Raw genomic sequence first — 16,367 nt, forward strand, 5'->3', positions numbered from 1 at the left:
TTATCCCTCAATCCCTTCAAACAGTGCTGTGCTTAAGTAGCGTTCAGAAGCTGAAGGCAAAATAACAACAATGAGTTTATCGGCAAATTCTGGTAATTTAGCTAAGCGATCTGCAGCCGCGACAGCTGCACCAGATGAAATACCTGCAAGAATGCCTTCTTCCGCCATTAAGCGACGAGCTGTTGCAAGTGCGGTATCACTATCAACAGTTTCTACGCGATCAATAATAGATAAATCTAAATTTTTAGGAATGAAACCCGCACCGATACCTTGAATTTTGTGTGGGCCTGGTTTTACTTCTTCACCCGCTAAAGTTTGACTAATGACTGGAGATTCCACTGGCTCAACGGCAACAGAAGTGATTTGTTTACCAAAATCTAATTTAATCGCGCGAGAAATACCCGTAATCGAACCACCTGTTCCTACGCCAGCAACAACAACATCGACTTTGCCATCCGTATCTTTCCAAATTTCAGGCCCTGTTGTTTCTCGATGAATTTGTGGGTTGGCTGGATTTTCAAATTGTTTAAGCATGACATAGCGGCTTGGATCAGAAGCAACAATTTCTTCTGCTTTCGCAATAGCACCTTTCATTCCTTTTGCGCCTTCGGTAAGCACTAAATTTACACCCAATCCGCACAATAAGCGTTTTCTTTCAAGACTCATTGTTTCTGGCATAGTGAGCGTGATTTTATAACCTCTAGCCGCCGCAACATAAGCCAAAGCAATGCCCGTGTTACCACTCGTTGCATCTACAATCTCTTTCCCTTTTGTGAGCGTACCATCTTTTTCTGCTTGCCACACCATATTCGCCCCAATACGGCATTTTACGCTGTAGCTTGGGTTACGACCTTCAATTTTTACCACCACATTGCCGTTATGGCCAAAGTGTTTTAAACGCACAAGCGGCGTATTTCCGATAGAATAAGAATTGTCTGCATAAATTGTCATAATATTTCCCTTTCGTTGGACTTCGTTAATGTTGGTTTATTTATAGTACCGCACTTTTGATTAAAAAAATAGTTATTTGATCTATTTATAACTGTAGGCTATTTAACAATCCCTGTATTTTCTGAACGAACATCAAGCCCCGTTTGAGAGGAAAAAGATCTATTCATATTAAAACCTAAGTCATTACGATAATTTTCCACCCACATCAGCGTCGCACCACATACTGCAACAGGCATAATTAATAAATTAATCACTGGCACAAATGTGCAACAAGTAACCAATCCACCAAAAGTTAAACTTTGAGTTCGTTGATTGCCAAGTGCATTTTTCATGATATCAAAAGAGACTTTGTGATTATCAAAAGGATAATCACAATATTGAATTGCCATCATCCAACAAGTGAACAAGAAAGTAAGTACTGGCACGATGGTTTGCCCAATCAGAGGAATAAAACTCAGTAAAAATAAGGCGATAATTTTGGGTAGGCTATAACGTAATTTTTGCCACTCTCGAGCAAGCATACGAGGCACATCCCTCATTATATCCACGAGACCATCATCATTAATATTTTCCCCCGTCAGCATTTTTTCTACTTTTTCCGCCAACAAACCATTAAAAGGTGCGGCGATAAAGCCAGAAAACGTGGTAAAAGTAAAATAAAAGAGCAATAAAATCGTTAAAATCGAAAGTGTCAGTAAAATGACACTGAGAAAACTAAGCCAGTCTGGAATAAAATTCATCACCCAATCAATAGCACTGCTGATTTGGCTAATAAAAAGCCAAAATAAACCACAAAGCAAAACAGTATTGAGCAAAATTGGCATAATAACAAACCGACGCAAACCTTTTTGTGTGATGAAATGCCAGCCCATCACAAAATAATGGAAACCAGATTTTAATTCATTAAGATTCAACATTTTTCTTTCCTTTCAATAAAAATATGCTTAAAACAGACCGTACTTTTCCTTTAAAATTCCACACTTTGAAGTATTTTTTCACCTACTGAAATATGGTAGCATTAGCACCATTTATAGCACTCTCGCCGAACTATCGCGCGTAAGGAATAAAAATGGATTTAAATACAATTTTGATTATTGTGGGTATCGTGGCACTTGTCGCCTTAATCGTACACGGATTATGGTCAAATCGTCGTGAGAAATCAAAATATTTTGATAAAGCCAATAAATTTGACCGCACTTCTCTAACATCTAGATCCCATACGCAAGAAGAAATGGTACAGCCAAACAATATTTCGCCAAATACCTATGTGGAAAATGGGCATACACCAATTCCTCAACCGACCACAGAAAAAGTACCATCAGAAGCTGAATTGATCGATTATCGCCAAAGCGATAAAAGTGTGGATGACATCAAAATTTCTATTCCTAACACGCAACCTATTTATGATATGGGGAATCATCGTTCCGAGCCAATACAACCAACGCAACCTCAATACGATATGCCAACCGCAAATAATGTCGCAAGTATGACCTTAGAACAACTTGAAGAACAAAGTCAAAATATTGGTTTTAATGGCATTAATTCATCATCGCCAGAATTAAGAGTTCAGCTTGCAGAATTATCTCACGAAGAACATCAAGTAGACTACAACCTCTCGTTCAATGAACCAAAAGCAGAAACGACAGCTCAGCCAAAACAAACAACTGGCTATATTCAACTTTATCTTATTCCAAAATCTAGCGAAGAATTTAATGGTGCTAAATTGGTGCAGGCTCTTGAAAACTTGGGTTTTATCTTGGGTAAAGATGAAATGTATCATCGTCACTTAGATTTAAGTGTGGCAAGTCCTGTGCTTTTTAGTGTGGCAAATTTAGAACAACCCGGCACATTCAATGCTTATAACTTAGCGGAATTTAACACCATAGGAATTGTATTATTTATGCAATTGCCCTCTCCAGGTAATAATCTTGCTAATTTACGTATGATGATGCGTGCTGCCCATACATTAGCCGAAGATTTACAAGGTGTTATACTGACTGAAGAACAAGAAATTTTTGATGCAAATGCAGAGCAAGCCTATCTTGCTCGAGTGTAAATTCATACCTTAAATTTACCGCACTTTTATATTCATTTAGACAGGCTTTGTACCTGTCTATTTTCACGCTAAATACATAGAAAAGTGCGGTCATTTTTCTCCGAGAATTTTATGACAAATATTCAAACTCAACTAGACAATCTACGCAAAACCTTGCGTCAATATGAATACGAATACCACGTTTTAGATAATCCGAGCGTGCCTGATAGCGAATACGATCGTTTATTTCATCAGCTCAAAGCCCTAGAATTAGAGCATCCTGAATTTCTGACGTCAGATTCGCCAACTCAACGTGTTGGTGCAAAACCACTTTCTGGGTTTAGCCAAATTCGTCACGAAATTCCTATGCTCTCTTTGGATAATGCTTTTTCCGATGCAGAATTTAATGCTTTTGTAAAACGCATTGAAGATCGTTTAATCCTATTACCGAAACCACTTACTTTCTGTTGCGAACCTAAACTTGATGGCTTGGCTGTGAGTATTTTGTATGTTAATGGTGAACTTACACAAGCCGCCACTCGTGGTGATGGCACCACAGGCGAAGATATTACAGCCAATATCCGCACGATTCGTAATGTTCCATTACAACTTCTAACAGATAATCCTCCAGCACGTTTAGAAGTGCGGGGCGAAGTTTTTATGCCGCACGCAGGCTTTGAGCGTTTAAATAAATATGCGTTAGAACATAATGAAAAAACCTTTGCTAATCCTCGCAATGCAGCGGCAGGCTCTTTACGCCAGCTTGATCCTAATATTACCAGCAAACGTCCGCTGGTATTAAATGCTTATGGTATTGGGATTGCTGAGGGGGTTGATCTGCCGACTACGCATTATGCTCGTTTGCAATGGCTAAAATCTATCGGGATTCCAGTAAATCCTGAAATTCGTTTATGCAACGGTGCAGATGAAGTTTTAGGTTTTTATCAAGATATTCAAAACAAACGTAGCTCGTTAGGTTATGATATTGACGGAACGGTATTAAAAATCAATGATATAGCCTTACAAAATGAATTAGGATTTATTTCTAAAGCACCTCGCTGGGCGATTGCTTATAAATTCCCCGCCCAAGAAGAATTAACCCTGTTGAATGATGTTGAATTCCAAGTGGGTCGAACTGGCGCAATCACACCAGTTGCCAAATTAGAGCCTGTGTTTGTTGCAGGCGTTACAGTAAGTAATGCCACCTTACATAATGGCGATGAAATTGAACGTTTAAATATCGCTATTGGCGATACTGTTGTTATTCGTCGAGCAGGCGATGTAATTCCACAAATTATTGGCGTATTACACGAACGTCGCCCTGATAATGCTAAACCAATCATTTTCCCAACAAATTGCCCTGTGTGCGATTCTCAAATTATTCGTATTGAAGGCGAAGCAGTAGCACGTTGCACGGGAGGATTATTCTGTGCGGCACAGCGTAAAGAGGCGTTAAAACATTTCGTCTCTCGTAAAGCAATGGATATTGATGGTGTAGGCGGAAAATTAATAGAGCAATTAGTCGATCGAGAACTGATTCATACACCTGCGGACTTATTTAAACTTGATTTAACCACGCTCACACGCTTAGAAAGAATGGGTGCAAAATCTGCAGAAAACGCACTCAATAGTCTTGAAAATGCAAAAAGCACAACGCTTGCTCGCTTTATTTTTGCTTTAGGCATTCGTGAAGTGGGCGAAGCCACTGCATTAAATCTTGCTAATCATTTCAAAACTTTAGATGCGCTTAAAGACGCAAATCTTGAAGAACTTCAACAAGTGCCTGATGTAGGGGAAGTTGTAGCGAACCGAATTTTTATATTTTGGCGTGAAGCGCATAATGTTGCAGTCGTGGAGGATTTAATCGAACAAGGTGTGCATTGGGAAACTGTAGAAGTGAAAGAAGCAAGTGAAAACTTGTTCAAAGATAAAACTGTAGTACTGACAGGCACTCTTACACAAATGGGGCGTAATGAAGCAAAAGCCTTATTACAACAGCTTGGCGCAAAAGTAAGTGGTTCGGTATCCAGTAAAACAGATTTCGTTATCGCAGGCGATGCAGCAGGCTCTAAACTTGCAAAAGCTCAAGAACTAAATATTACAGTATTAACAGAAGAAGAATTTTTAGCACAGATAACAAGATAATTTTTTATCTAAAATAGTGATAATTATAATGATACCCGACGCTTGGTGTGACTGGAAGAACAGGCAATACACGTCTTGTTCTCGTTTTAACTTTATTGTCACTTTGGTTTAATTTTAAACTTGTATCAATTTGTTGCGTTATTTTATCCTTTTGAGTTTGTGTAACAGTATTACCACTAATAACTCGAGCATTATATTCTTGCACAGTTTTCATATCGTAAACACCGCCACCAATTTGTTCTGGTTGAGATGAACATGCTGCTAAACCTAAAATTACACAACTAACAAAAACTATTTTTCTCATTAAATACATCCTATTTACAAATTACGTCAGTTAATACAGCCCTACCTTCTGATACATAATTCGCTGCTTTTTCCTTTAATGTTTTATTTTCTTTTAACTGAATACGCTTAGATAAATCTTTATCTGTAATTGAATAAACTGGCACATAACTTAAATTTTGAGGATCTTTTTGGTTATAAATAGTTGCACCAACCACACTGCCATAGAATTCTCCTCTATTGTCTGGATAAAGATAATGGTAAGTCGAATTTGTGTAATCTACACCTCTTGTAATCTTAAATCCCTGACAAATTCCAGTTGGAGATTCATAAATACTTTCTGATGAAGTGGTTTCATCTATTTTATAAACTTTAAATTCAATACTTTGAGCTAGTTTTTGAGCATCATTATTTGAAACATCGGAATTAAATGCTTTTTTATCTTCAGAATCAATATAAGTGACTGCACTAGAATCATTTTCTGCAATCGAAAATTGTGAAGTAAATAAACTTCCAATAATGACACAGAACAAAGAAAAAAAGTGCAATTTTTGTTATTCATTTCTCGTTCCTTTAGTACTTTATTAAATGCTAATCTGTTCGACTACGAATAATTTTTTCGCACTATATCAAAAAGTCTTATAACGTACTAGGTTATTTTTCGGGAGTGATACTTTTTGATTTTTCTTCATTTTGCGCTTCTAAAGCATCACGCGCGGTACGAATACTTTTTTCAATTAGAGGAACACGCTCATCATCTTTCGGCATTAAGCGTAGCATCATCGCCCAAGTCACTGCCGCCATTTTATAATCTTCCGTTTCAAAATAACGGAATGCGAGTAAACTCAATGCTTCAATGTTAGTGTGTTCTTGACGAATCACTTCACGCAATAAATTGCCACCTTTAAGTTTATCAGTCGCATCTTCAGAAAACATCAATATACGAGCATAGCCTAATTTATATTGCACATTATCTGGTTCAAGTTTATTAGCCTTTTGATAGCTATCGAATGCCAAACGTGCATCACCTAAATTCATCCCAATTTGACCGAGCATCCACCATTTTTTGGCATCAGTTGGATTTTTTTGCAAATCGATTCGAAGTGCGGTAGAAAATTGCTGCATTTCTGTATCAGAAAATGGATTTTTATCTTCATCTTTCATTCGGTCAAAGAAATAGGGCAATTTCGCATAAGTTTGCTCTAACATCGATTCGGCTTGCCAAGATCCCACCATAAAATAAGAAGGACCTGCGATAATTCCTAACGCTAATACACCAGAGATAAACCAAATTTTTCCATAAGATTTGCCAGAATAATCCACATTCTCTTGAACCTTGCTCGGAACATCATCAAGCAAGGTTTTCTGTAATTCTTGTTTGAGTTGCTCAACATTTTCAACTAAACCTTGGGAATTATCTTGCTCAATTTCTTCCAAGCGCGAGAAATATAACGCCTTATTTAAATCATCACGTTTTTGCCCATGTTTCGCTTTGAATTGACATAATAAAGGATAAAAACAAATTAACGCCACAACTAAAGTGGTTAAGATAAAAATTAATGTAAAATTCATCTATTTATCCTTGTTTAATAATTCTGCCAAACGTGCATTATCTTCATCCGTTAAAATCTCTTGGGATTTCACCGCACTTTGGGTTTTAGGTTTGCGTCTTAATAAAAACACCACGCCTAACAACACAAGCAATAATGGCGCAATCCATAGCACTAATGTGCTCGCTGTTATAGGAGGATCATAGGTTACAAAATTGCCATAGCGAGCCACCATATAATCCACTACGTCATTTTTCGATTTGCCTTCTTGTAAAAGCTCAAATACTTTGCCACGCATATCCACTGCGATAGTCGCATTGGAATCCGCAATATTGTTATTTTGACATTGAGGGCAACGCAAAGATTGTGTTAATTGATGGTAATCACTCTCTTGCTGTGGAGAACTAAAATTTAATGCGTCAATAGCTGAAAACGCCACTGAGCTAAACAAAAATGCGGTCAAAAATAGCCATGTTTTTTTCATTATTGTTGCTCCGAAAGTTTGTCATGAATTGGTTTTAAAGTCTGAGTCCAAACTTTTTCGTTTACATCTCCAGCATAACGATAATGAATCACACCTTTTCCATCTACAATGAACGTTTCTGGCGCACCATATACCCCTAAATCCAAACCGAAAGAACCTTTTTCATCTTTTAAAACAACTTGATAAGGATTGCCAAGATCTTTTAACCACTTCATTGCTTTAGGTGATTCATCTTTATAATCTAAACCGATAATTCTCACACCCTCTTTAGCAAGTTTGTTTAAATATTGATGTTCGGCATAACAAGTCGGACACCAAGTCGCCCATACGTTAAGCAAAACTGGCTCACCTTGTTGAAACAATTCATTCGTGTAAGTTTTATTTTCAAACAACTCCGTCAAATTTTTTGCCGGCACAGGCTTTCCAACCAAAGCAGACTCTAATGCTTTAATATCTTCACCTTGCGCATTGCGTTTTAATTGCACCAAAAATGCAATTGTTATCGATAAAAAGAGAATAAGAGGAACGAGTAATTTTTTTTTCATTTTTTACCGCACTTTTTCATTAACTTTGCTCCACCCATTTATGGGGGGAGCTGTCGCGAAGTGACTGAGGGGGGATATCGTAATCCCCCTTCCGCCCTTCGGGCACCTTCCCCCGCAAGCAGGGGAAGGCAAGAATAAAATTATTTCTTCAACAACACATTAAACCGATAGCGTCGATCGAACATGCACAACAATCCACCTAACGCCATAAATAAGCCGCCAATCCAAATCCAGCGAATAAATGGCTTGTAATATAAGCGTAACGCCCAAGAATTATCCTCAAGTTTTTCGCCGAGAGCCACATAGAGGTCACGAGTTAAACCACCAGCAATTGCGGCTTCTGTCATAGACATCCGACTTACTGTGTAAAAACGTTTTTCTGCGAATAAACTTGCCTCTGGTTGCCCATCTTTCGAAATATCAATTTGAGCTTTTCCACCAATATAGTTTGGACCATTTTCATCCGTCACACCAGCGAATTTAAAATCGTAACGACCAATTTGTGCGTTCTCGCCAACTTTCATTCTCACATCACGTTCTACGCTAAAGTTTTGGCTAAATGCGATCCCCCAAACAGTCATAGCTACGCCTAAGTGAGCTAACATCATTCCCCAATGAGAACGAGATAGTTTGCGTACGCCAACAAAGAATGATTCACGATGCGTCGCACGTTGTTGCAATTCATAAAGCACAAGTAACACAATAATCACAGTCATCATTGAACCAAGCACTGAACTCACGGTAATTTTATCTTGCAAGAAATAAGGTAACGCAAAACCTGCAATCAGCATAACAAATACGCTGATAACAACAGGCGTACGAATTGCAGAAAATTGGTCTCTACGCCATTTCACTAAAGGTCCAATACCAAGCAATAATGCAAATGGTGTCATAATAATTAAGAACATTTGATCAAAGAACGGTGCACCAATAGAAATAGAGCCTAAACCAAGTTGTTTGTGAACGAGTGGTAACAACGTTCCTAAGAATACAACGCAAAGTGCGGTCATTAATAAGATATTATTCAATAACAACATACTTTCACGTGAATAGCGTTCTGCATTATCACGAGAACGAATTTGACTGCCTTTATACGCATAGAGTGCAAGCGAACCGCCAATTACCACAACGAGGTAAGCCAAAATATACAAACCACGAGTTGGATCCGATGCAAATGCGTGAACTGAAACTAAGATACCAGAACGAACTAAGAAGGTGCCGAGCAGACAAAGTGAAAAGGCTAAAATCGCAAGTAATACCGTCCAAGCTTTGAAAGAACCACGTTTTTCTGTCACAGAAAGAGAGTGAATCAATGCAGTACCAGCAAGCCACGGCATAAACGATGAGTTTTCTACTGGATCCCAGAACCACCAGCCCCCCCAGCCAAGCTCATAATAAGCCCACCAAGAACCGAGTACGATACCTAAAGTTAAAAACACCCAAGCAGCAAGCGTCCAAGGACGTGACCAACGTGCCCAAGCTGAATCTAATTTTCCAGTCATTAAGGATGCAATCGCAAACGCAAATGCCACCGAAAAACCCACATAGCCCATATAAAGTAATGGAGGGTGGAAAATCAAGCCTACATCTTGCAACATTGGATTAAGTTCTTTTCCATCTACTGGGAAATCAGGGAAAGTACGCGTGAAAGGATTTGATGTAAACAAGACGAACAATACAAAACCGACGCTAATAATCCCCATAATACCAAGCACGCGAGCAACCGCTTCTTGGGGTAAATGTTTACTCAATAAAGCAACGGCAAATGACCAAACCGCCAGTAGCCAAATCCACAGTAACAAAGAGCCTTCATGGGAACCCCATACCGCAGATAAACGATAATAAATGGGTAAAGTAGTATTAGAATTATTTACAATATATTGCACGCTAAAATCATTGACTGCGAATAGATAAAATAGCGCAGCAAAAGCAATGCTTAGGCTTGCAAATAAACCATAAGTCATTGGGCGAGCTAATGCCATTAATTGTACATTGCCCTTTTCCGCCCCCCACAAAGGGAAAATCGCCAACATAAGCGATACAGCTAAACTTAAAGCCAGCGCATAATTTCCTAATTCAGCAATCATTTTGCGCCTTCTTTTTCTTGACGATCACGCTCACTTTCGCCTTTTAAATCTGCTGCCTTAATCCCCATTGGTTTATGTACTTTTTGCATTTTTTCGCCTAATTCTGGCGGCACATAATTTTCATCGTGTTTAGCCAATACTTCTGTCGCGCTTAAAACCGCTGACTGAGTTAATACGCCTTGAGCCACAATCCCCTGCCCTTCACGGAAAAGATCTGGCAAAATGCCTTCATATTCAACAGTGATCGCAGGACCAATATCATTTAAATCGAACCGCACTTTTAAGCTTTTTGGATCACGCACTACCGTGCCTTCAACCACCATACCGCCAACACGAATACGCTGCCCCACTTCAGGTTTTTGATTCGGATTATTATCCTTACCTTGAATCACTTCAGATGGCGTATAAAACAAGTCGATATTTTGACGTAATGCATACAGCATCAATCCACTTGCAATAGCAATGCCAAGCACAACAAAAATGACTAATTTAAATCTGGATTTACGTCTTGGATTCATAGTGTGTCCCCCTTATTTGCTTGTTGTAAACGTTCTTCGCGTTGTTGCTCACGCAATACATTTTGTAACACTGTCTTGCGTTGTTTTACACTTTGAACAATTAAGGCAATAACTGCCACTAAACTTACTGCATAGGATAACCATACGTAAAAACCGTAGCCACCCATATTAAAAAAATCACTCCAAGTTTGGAAAAACATAAAATATTCCTTATAAAAAATCGCTAAAAAACTAACCGCACTTTATTTCAGTGTTTGAGCTAATGCTTTAACCCAAGGACGTTTTGCATCTTCTTTCAATAATTCCACGCGATAACGAACTAAAGTAAGCCAAATATACAAGGTCAAAAAACCGAAGATACACAAAATTAATGGAACCAACATTGGAATTGCAATGGATGGTTTTTCAAATTTGGTAATACTCGCCCCTTGATGTAATGTGTTCCACCACTCCACCGAAAAATGAATAATCGGTAAAATCACGACCGTTGTAATGCATAAAATCCCCGCCGCTTTTGCGCCTATGTTACGATCTGAAAAAGCAGAATAAAGGGCTAAGATACCAAGATAAAGAAAGAATAAAATCAATTCTGCAGTTAAGCGAGCATCCCACACCCACCAAGTACCCCACATTGGTTTCCCCCAAATTGCCCCCGTAACAAGCGATAAGAAAGTAAACAATGCACCAATTGGTGCCATTGCAATCATTGCGAGGTGAGCTTGCTTAATTTGCCACACTAGGGCAACCACAGCTGCAATCGCCATTGAACCGTACACACCCATTGACCAAATCGCTGTCGGCACATGTACATACATAATTCGGAAACTATTGCCCTGTTGGTAATCTGCTGGGGCGAATGCTAAGCCCCATACAATGCCAACACCGAGTAAGATAAGCGTTAAAAATGCAAATAACGGACTCAATTTACCGCAGATACGATATTGAGTTTCAGGTTTTGCATAAGGATGTAACCACTTCCACATAAAAAAGATCCTTAAAAATTAAAGAGAAAAACCACCGCACTTTTATACAATGAAATAAAATTAATTATCTAAACTAATTCGCAACGCTGCCGCGATAGCAAAAGGCGAAAGCGTTACTGCACCAACCATCATGGCACCTAAAATCGCCAGTTGTCCCCCATAAGGCACATTTAATCCTGCTGCCTCTAATACAGATGAAGCAAAAATTAAAACAGGAATAAACAACGGAACAACAAGCAAACTCAACAACACGCCACCTTTTCGCAATCCCACCGTTAAAGCGACGCCAATTGCACCGATACAACTCAATACAGGGGTGCCCAGTAACAATGTCAAAACTAATGCCCACCAAATATTGACCTCAAGAGAAAGCAACAAAGCGGCAATAGGTGATAGCAAAATAAGCGGCAAACCAGTGAGCAACCAATGTGCAACGACTTTAGCCAAAGCTGTCATTGGCAAAGGCTGTGCGGTTAGCATTAATTGTTCAAGAGAGCCATCAATAAAATCATCACGGAATAAACGCTCAAAAGAAAGCAATGCTGAAAGTAATGCAGCTACCCATGCGATACCCGGTGCGATACGGGAAAGTAATTTAGGCTCTGGCCCAATAACAAGCGGAAACAAAGTAATCACAAGCAAAAAGAACCATAGCGGATTTAAAATCTCCGCATTTTTGCGCATCGCAATTTGAAGTTCTCGTTTAATTATCTCTAAAAAAATCATTAAGTTATTCCGCTTTATAAGCCGCTAAATTCAATTTTTGCAGATGAGAACTTGGCACTTCTTGGTGGCTGGTCAATAACACAATACCTCCACGTTGAGCGTGCTCATCAAAAAGTGCGGTTAGAATTTTCACGCCTTTTTTATCAATCGCAGTAAAGGGCTCATCTAAAATCCATAAGGGCGCTTGAGACAGCCATAAGCGACCTAACGCGATACGCTTTTGTTGCCCAGCAGAAAGTTGTGCAGCAGGCAAATCTTCACGCCCTAATAATCCCACTTTCTCAAGCAAATCCCACAACATATCGGTGTTTTGTTCAGCTTGACTAATTCGTTGATAAAACTGCAAATTTTCCCACGCCGTTAGCTCTGGTTTAACGCCTAAAAGATGTCCTAAATAAAGCAAATTTTGATGATACTGTTCACGTTGTTTAGAAATTGCTTCAGCATCCCACCGCACTTCGCCTTCTAAAGGTTGAGCTAAACCAGCAAGAATACGTAACAAGCTCGTTTTACCTATGCCGTTATGCCCTTCAATTTGTACAAAATCACCGCTATTAAAATCGCAAGTCAAAGCACGAAAAAGTACTCGCTCACCACGTTGGCAGGATAAATTTTGCAGAGATAACTTGTGTGGTTCAAACATAATTGCAAAGGGAAAATAAAAAGTGGTGGTATTCTAATATTTGATGAAATTTTCGCAACTCAAACACATAACTCTTTAGAAGTAGATCGATAGGTTTATTGATTTAAAACAAAATTTAATAAATTCACTTTTTAAAAAAGAAAAAACATTTAATGATCTAAATCAATTTTTTTGCTATTATTTGCTCAATTTTGGTTATAGACCAAAACCTCAACGAAATCTGTTTTTAACAATAGAAGGAATACATTATGTCTTACACTCTCCCTGAATTAGGCTATGCCTACAATGCGTTAGAACCACATTTTGATGCGCAAACAATGGAAATCCATCATAGTAAACACCACCAAGCTTACGTAAACAATGCAAATGCTGCATTAGAAGGTTTACCTGCTGAATTAGTAGAAATGTATCCGGGTCATTTAATTTCTAACCTTGATAAAATTCCTGCAGAAAAACGTGGAGCATTACGTAATAATGCTGGAGGCCACACAAACCACAGTTTATTTTGGAAAAGCTTGAAAAAAGGCACTACTTTACAAGGCGCATTAAAAGATGCGATTGAACGCGATTTCGGTTCTGTAGATGCATTTAAAGCAGAGTTTGAAAAAGCAGCAGCAACTCGTTTCGGTTCAGGATGGGCATGGTTAGTATTAACCGCTGAAGGTAAATTAGCCGTTGTATCAACAGCAAACCAAGATAACCCATTAATGGGTAAAGAAGTGGCAGGTTGTGAGGGTTTCCCACTTTTAGGTTTAGACGTTTGGGAACACGCTTACTACTTAAAATTCCAAAACCGCCGTCCAGACTACATTAAAGAATTCTGGAATGTGGTAAACTGGGATTTCGTTGCAGAACGTTTTGAACAAAAAAACAGCACACTGTAACTGTGCAAAATAATAAACATAGGAAAACCTAGCAAAAGTTAGGTTTTTCTGCTTTCCTCTCTATAACTTTTCTTTTGCAATCTTTTTTATCAAATCTGTATCTTTTACAGGCTTATTATTTATAGGCATTTATCAATGTTTATTTTCCATAAACAAAGTATTATTAAAATTCAATAAATAATGAAGAAATGTAAAGCTGCTTTAGTGAGGTCAAAAAGAATGTTACTATGGCAAAATTTTAAGTTATTAAAAATAGAATTTATCACTATTTTTTATAGCTATTTTTATGACCACATTAAAGTTAAGCCAAAGAAATGTGTTGCTATAAATAACAAAACTTAATCTTTAAATTAAACAAATCTAACTTTTTAAGGTCATATAAAACTGATTGAACTTTTTATTTATAAACGAGATTTTAATGAATCAAAATCTAATTGAAGTTAAGAATCTCACCTTTAAACGCGGTGATCGCGTGATTTACGATAACCTGAATTTGCAAGTAAAAAAGGGGAAAATCACTGCGATCATGGGGCCGTCGGGGATTGGTAAAACCACCTTACTTAAATTGATCGGTGGGCAACTAATGCCAGAGCAAGGTGAAATTTTGTTTGATGGACAAGATATTTGTCGTCTATCTAATCGTGAACTGTACGAAGTACGCAAGCGGATGGGGATGTTATTCCAATCAGGTGCACTTTTTACGGATATTTCTACTTTTGATAATGTCGCCTTTCCAATTCGTGAACATACGCATTTGCCTGAAAGTTTAATTCGTCAAATCGTGTTGATGAAATTGGAGGCGGTTGGGTTGCGAGGTGCTGCCGCATTGATGCCTTCAGAACTTTCCGGTGGTATGGCTCGTCGAGCTGCATTAGCGCGTGCTATTGCGCTTGACCCTGATTTAATTATGTTTGATGAGCCATTTACGGGGCAAGATCCGATTAGTATGGGCGTAATTTTAAGCCTGATTAAACGATTAAATGAAGCGTTAAATTTGACTTCTATCGTAGTGTCACACGATGTGGAGGAAGTATTGAGTATTGCAGATTATGCCTATATTATTGCAGACCAAAAAGTCATCGCAGAAGGAACATCTGAGCAGCTTTTACAAAGCCAAGATCCGCGAGTGGTGCAATTCTTAAAAGGTGAATCTGATGGTCCTGTGCGCTTTAAGTACCCAGCGCAAGATTATATGAAGGAATTGTTTGAATGATCGTCAATTTTATTTCTGCTTTAGGAAAACAGGTGATCGACTTTTTCCGTGCATTGGGGCGAGCAGGCTTTATGTTATTTGGTGCATTGATCGGCAAGCCACAAATTCGTAAGCATTTTCCTTTGCTTGTGAAGCAAATGCATGTTTTAGGTGTCCAATCGTTACTCATTATTTTGTTGTCCGGTTTATTTATTGGAATGGTGTTAGGACTACAAGGTTATGTCGTATTAGTTGATTTTTCTGCTGAAACAAGTTTAGGTCAGTTAGTGGCACTTTCTCTTTTGCGAGAATTAGGGCCTGTTGTTACCGCACTTTTATTTGCTGGTCGAGCTGGTTCGGCTTTAACAGCTGAAATAGGCTTAATGAAAGCCACTGAACAACTTTCTAGTCTTGAAATGATGGCTGTTGATCCTTTACGTCGAGTGATTGCACCTCGTTTTTGGGCAGGGGTTATTTCCATGCCAATTTTGTCAATCTTGTTTATCGCGATTGGTATTTGGGGCGGTTCCTTAGTAGGTGTGGATTGGAAAGGTGTTGATTCAGGCAGCTTTTGGTCTGTTATGCAAAATTCCGTGAGTTGGAGCTATGATATTTTAAATGGCTTTATTAAAGCGGTTTTCTTTGCTGTAGCCGTAACTTGGATTGCACTTTTTAATGGTTATGATTGTATGCCAACATCAGAAGGTATCAGTCAAGCTACAACACGAACAGTTGTGCATGCATCTCTTGTTGTTCTAGGATTAGATTTTATTTTGACTGCTATTATGTTTGGTGCAAGTTAAGGATTTTTTATGAGACAAACAATTAAATATGAATTTTGGGTCGGGTTATTTTTATTACTTGGTATTGGTGCCTTAGTTTTTTTAGGTTTACGCGTAGCTAATGTACAAGGTTTTGCTGAGACGAAATCTTATACCGTGACGGCAATTTTTAATAATATTGGCGGACTTAAAGTGCGCGCACCACTAAAAATTGGAGGCGTAGTAATTGGGCGTGTGAGTGCTATTACGCTTGATGAAAAAAGCTATTTACCAAAAGTAAGTATTGCGATTAATCAAGAATATAATGAAATCCCAGAAAACAGTTCTTTATCAATTAAAACATCAGGTTTATTAGGTGAGCAATATATTGCCTTGACAATAGGTTTTGATGATGGAGATACAGCAATGCTTAAAAATGGTAGCCAAATTCAAGACACTACATCAGCTATAGTATTGGAAGATTTAATTGGGCAATTCTTATACGGAAGTAAAAAATCAGACGGCAATGAAAAATCAGAATCCGCAGAATAATAGGTTAAATTTTATAAATTAGGAGATTG

19 protein-coding genes are annotated in these 16,367 nt (G+C 38.4%); 6 read left to right on the forward strand and 13 right to left on the reverse strand.

The window, feature by feature from the left end; translation table 11 throughout:
• Nucleotides 1-951, reverse strand: a complete 951-nt coding sequence (gene cysK / locus K6J66_RS09080) for a cysteine synthase A (RefSeq protein WP_005690723.1) — start codon at nucleotides 949-951, stop codon at nucleotides 1-3.
• 98 nt (nucleotides 952-1,049) lie between these two features.
• Nucleotides 1,050-1,868 carry a sulfate transporter CysZ gene (gene cysZ / locus K6J66_RS09085; protein ID WP_038440044.1) on the reverse strand — a complete coding sequence of 273 codons (819 nt, stop codon included), beginning with the start codon at nucleotides 1,866-1,868 and terminating at the stop codon, nucleotides 1,050-1,052.
• A 152-nt stretch (nucleotides 1,869-2,020) separates the two neighbouring features.
• On the opposite strand from cysZ, the gene zipA reads away from it, so the two are divergent.
• On the forward strand, nucleotides 2,021-3,007 hold the full coding sequence (gene zipA, locus K6J66_RS09090; RefSeq protein ID WP_038440045.1) for a cell division protein ZipA: 987 nt from the start codon (nucleotides 2,021-2,023) through the stop codon (nucleotides 3,005-3,007).
• 111 nt (nucleotides 3,008-3,118) lie between these two features.
• Nucleotides 3,119-5,131: an NAD-dependent DNA ligase LigA gene (gene ligA / locus K6J66_RS09095; RefSeq protein ID WP_038440046.1), complete on the forward strand. Its 2,013-nt coding sequence runs from the start codon at nucleotides 3,119-3,121 to the stop codon at nucleotides 5,129-5,131.
• Nucleotides 5,132-5,135: 4 nt separating this feature from the next.
• On the opposite strand, the gene K6J66_RS09100 is transcribed toward ligA, so the two are convergent.
• The 11 genes from K6J66_RS09100 to ccmA all read right to left on the reverse strand — a co-directional run bounded on the left by K6J66_RS09100 (nucleotide 5,136) and on the right by ccmA (nucleotide 12,949).
• Nucleotides 5,136-5,435: a hypothetical protein gene (locus K6J66_RS09100; protein ID WP_005647674.1), complete on the reverse strand. Its 300-nt coding sequence runs from the start codon at nucleotides 5,433-5,435 to the stop codon at nucleotides 5,136-5,138.
• Between the two features lie 10 nt (nucleotides 5,436-5,445).
• Nucleotides 5,446-5,946 (reverse strand): DUF8095 domain-containing protein, encoded by a 501-nt coding sequence (locus K6J66_RS09105; protein ID WP_038440261.1) that lies wholly within the window; start codon nucleotides 5,944-5,946, stop codon nucleotides 5,446-5,448.
• 121 nt (nucleotides 5,947-6,067) lie between these two features.
• Nucleotides 6,068-6,985: a c-type cytochrome biogenesis protein CcmI gene (gene ccmI / locus K6J66_RS09110; RefSeq protein ID WP_005665888.1), complete on the reverse strand. Its 918-nt coding sequence runs from the start codon at nucleotides 6,983-6,985 to the stop codon at nucleotides 6,068-6,070.
• Nucleotides 6,986-7,447, reverse strand: a complete 462-nt coding sequence (locus K6J66_RS09115; protein ID WP_038440047.1) for a cytochrome c-type biogenesis protein — start codon at nucleotides 7,445-7,447, stop codon at nucleotides 6,986-6,988.
• Nucleotides 7,447-7,992, reverse strand: coding sequence for a DsbE family thiol:disulfide interchange protein (locus K6J66_RS09120; RefSeq protein ID WP_038440048.1), 546 nt, complete (start codon nucleotides 7,990-7,992; stop codon nucleotides 7,447-7,449). The genes K6J66_RS09115 and K6J66_RS09120 overlap by 1 nt, the downstream gene beginning before the upstream one ends.
• Before the next feature lie 140 nt (nucleotides 7,993-8,132).
• Nucleotides 8,133-10,079, reverse strand: coding sequence for a heme lyase CcmF/NrfE family subunit (locus K6J66_RS09125; RefSeq protein ID WP_005662798.1), 1,947 nt, complete (start codon nucleotides 10,077-10,079; stop codon nucleotides 8,133-8,135).
• Nucleotides 10,076-10,597 carry a cytochrome c maturation protein CcmE gene (gene ccmE, locus K6J66_RS09130; protein ID WP_005651737.1) on the reverse strand — a complete coding sequence of 174 codons (522 nt, stop codon included), beginning with the start codon at nucleotides 10,595-10,597 and terminating at the stop codon, nucleotides 10,076-10,078. Before ccmE ends, K6J66_RS09125 begins: the two co-directional genes overlap by 4 nt.
• Nucleotides 10,594-10,797, reverse strand: a complete 204-nt coding sequence (gene ccmD / locus K6J66_RS09135; RefSeq protein ID WP_005651736.1) for a heme exporter protein CcmD — start codon at nucleotides 10,795-10,797, stop codon at nucleotides 10,594-10,596. Before ccmD ends, ccmE begins: the two co-directional genes overlap by 4 nt.
• A 42-nt stretch (nucleotides 10,798-10,839) precedes the next feature.
• Nucleotides 10,840-11,580: a heme ABC transporter permease gene (locus K6J66_RS09140; RefSeq protein WP_005690745.1), complete on the reverse strand. Its 741-nt coding sequence runs from the start codon at nucleotides 11,578-11,580 to the stop codon at nucleotides 10,840-10,842.
• A gap of 60 nt (nucleotides 11,581-11,640) precedes the next feature.
• A complete protein-coding gene (gene ccmB, locus K6J66_RS09145; RefSeq protein WP_005662805.1) occupies nucleotides 11,641-12,306 on the reverse strand; it encodes a heme exporter protein CcmB in 666 nt (221 codons plus the stop codon).
• 4 nt (nucleotides 12,307-12,310) lie between these two features.
• A complete protein-coding gene (gene ccmA / locus K6J66_RS09150; protein ID WP_038440049.1) occupies nucleotides 12,311-12,949 on the reverse strand; it encodes a cytochrome c biogenesis heme-transporting ATPase CcmA in 639 nt (212 codons plus the stop codon).
• A gap of 248 nt (nucleotides 12,950-13,197) precedes the next feature.
• Between ccmA and sodA the strand changes: the two genes are divergently transcribed.
• The 4 genes from sodA to mlaD all read left to right on the forward strand — a co-directional run bounded on the left by sodA (nucleotide 13,198) and on the right by mlaD (nucleotide 16,338).
• Nucleotides 13,198-13,833, forward strand: a complete 636-nt coding sequence (sodA, locus tag K6J66_RS09155) for a superoxide dismutase [Mn] (protein WP_005647694.1) — start codon at nucleotides 13,198-13,200, stop codon at nucleotides 13,831-13,833.
• Between the two features lie 418 nt (nucleotides 13,834-14,251).
• Entirely contained in the window at nucleotides 14,252-15,046 is a 795-nt protein-coding gene (mlaF, locus tag K6J66_RS09160) for a phospholipid ABC transporter ATP-binding protein MlaF (protein WP_005651729.1), read from the forward strand.
• Nucleotides 15,043-15,828, forward strand: coding sequence for a lipid asymmetry maintenance ABC transporter permease subunit MlaE (mlaE, locus tag K6J66_RS09165; protein ID WP_005647697.1), 786 nt, complete (start codon nucleotides 15,043-15,045; stop codon nucleotides 15,826-15,828). The genes mlaF and mlaE overlap by 4 nt, the downstream gene beginning before the upstream one ends.
• A gap of 9 nt (nucleotides 15,829-15,837) precedes the next feature.
• The gene (mlaD, locus tag K6J66_RS09170) at nucleotides 15,838-16,338 is read left to right on the forward strand and encodes an outer membrane lipid asymmetry maintenance protein MlaD (protein WP_005647699.1); all 501 of its coding nucleotides are present in this window, start codon (nucleotides 15,838-15,840) and stop codon (nucleotides 16,336-16,338) included.
• The last annotated feature ends 29 nt before the right edge of the window (nucleotides 16,339-16,367 follow it).

It is taken from the genome of Haemophilus influenzae (genome assembly GCF_019703545.1).
GTDB lineage: Bacteria > Pseudomonadota > Gammaproteobacteria > Enterobacterales > Pasteurellaceae > Haemophilus > Haemophilus influenzae_E.

Coding starts and splice junctions, on each gene's coding strand:
- cysK (WP_005690723.1), bottom strand. CDS start 951: ATGACAATTTATGCAGACAATTCTTATTCTATCGGAAATACGCCGCTT.
- cysZ (WP_038440044.1), bottom strand. CDS start 1,868: ATGTTGAATCTTAATGAATTAAAATCTGGTTTCCATTATTTTGTGATG.
- zipA (WP_038440045.1), top strand. CDS start 2,021: ATGGATTTAAATACAATTTTGATTATTGTGGGTATCGTGGCACTTGTC.
- ligA (WP_038440046.1), top strand. CDS start 3,119: ATGACAAATATTCAAACTCAACTAGACAATCTACGCAAAACCTTGCGT.
- K6J66_RS09100 (WP_005647674.1), bottom strand. CDS start 5,435: ATGAGAAAAATAGTTTTTGTTAGTTGTGTAATTTTAGGTTTAGCAGCA.
- ccmI (WP_005665888.1), bottom strand. CDS start 6,985: ATGAATTTTACATTAATTTTTATCTTAACCACTTTAGTTGTGGCGTTA.
- K6J66_RS09115 (WP_038440047.1), bottom strand. CDS start 7,447: ATGAAAAAAACATGGCTATTTTTGACCGCATTTTTGTTTAGCTCAGTG.
- K6J66_RS09120 (WP_038440048.1), bottom strand. CDS start 7,992: ATGAAAAAAAAATTACTCGTTCCTCTTATTCTCTTTTTATCGATAACA.
- K6J66_RS09125 (WP_005662798.1), bottom strand. CDS start 10,079: ATGATTGCTGAATTAGGAAATTATGCGCTGGCTTTAAGTTTAGCTGTA.
- ccmE (WP_005651737.1), bottom strand. CDS start 10,597: ATGAATCCAAGACGTAAATCCAGATTTAAATTAGTCATTTTTGTTGTG.
- ccmD (WP_005651736.1), bottom strand. CDS start 10,797: ATGTTTTTCCAAACTTGGAGTGATTTTTTTAATATGGGTGGCTACGGT.
- K6J66_RS09140 (WP_005690745.1), bottom strand. CDS start 11,580: ATGTGGAAGTGGTTACATCCTTATGCAAAACCTGAAACTCAATATCGT.
- ccmB (WP_005662805.1), bottom strand. CDS start 12,306: ATGATTTTTTTAGAGATAATTAAACGAGAACTTCAAATTGCGATGCGC.
- ccmA (WP_038440049.1), bottom strand. CDS start 12,949: ATGTTTGAACCACACAAGTTATCTCTGCAAAATTTATCCTGCCAACGT.
- sodA (WP_005647694.1), top strand. CDS start 13,198: ATGTCTTACACTCTCCCTGAATTAGGCTATGCCTACAATGCGTTAGAA.
- mlaF (WP_005651729.1), top strand. CDS start 14,252: ATGAATCAAAATCTAATTGAAGTTAAGAATCTCACCTTTAAACGCGGT.
- mlaE (WP_005647697.1), top strand. CDS start 15,043: ATGATCGTCAATTTTATTTCTGCTTTAGGAAAACAGGTGATCGACTTT.
- mlaD (WP_005647699.1), top strand. CDS start 15,838: ATGAGACAAACAATTAAATATGAATTTTGGGTCGGGTTATTTTTATTA.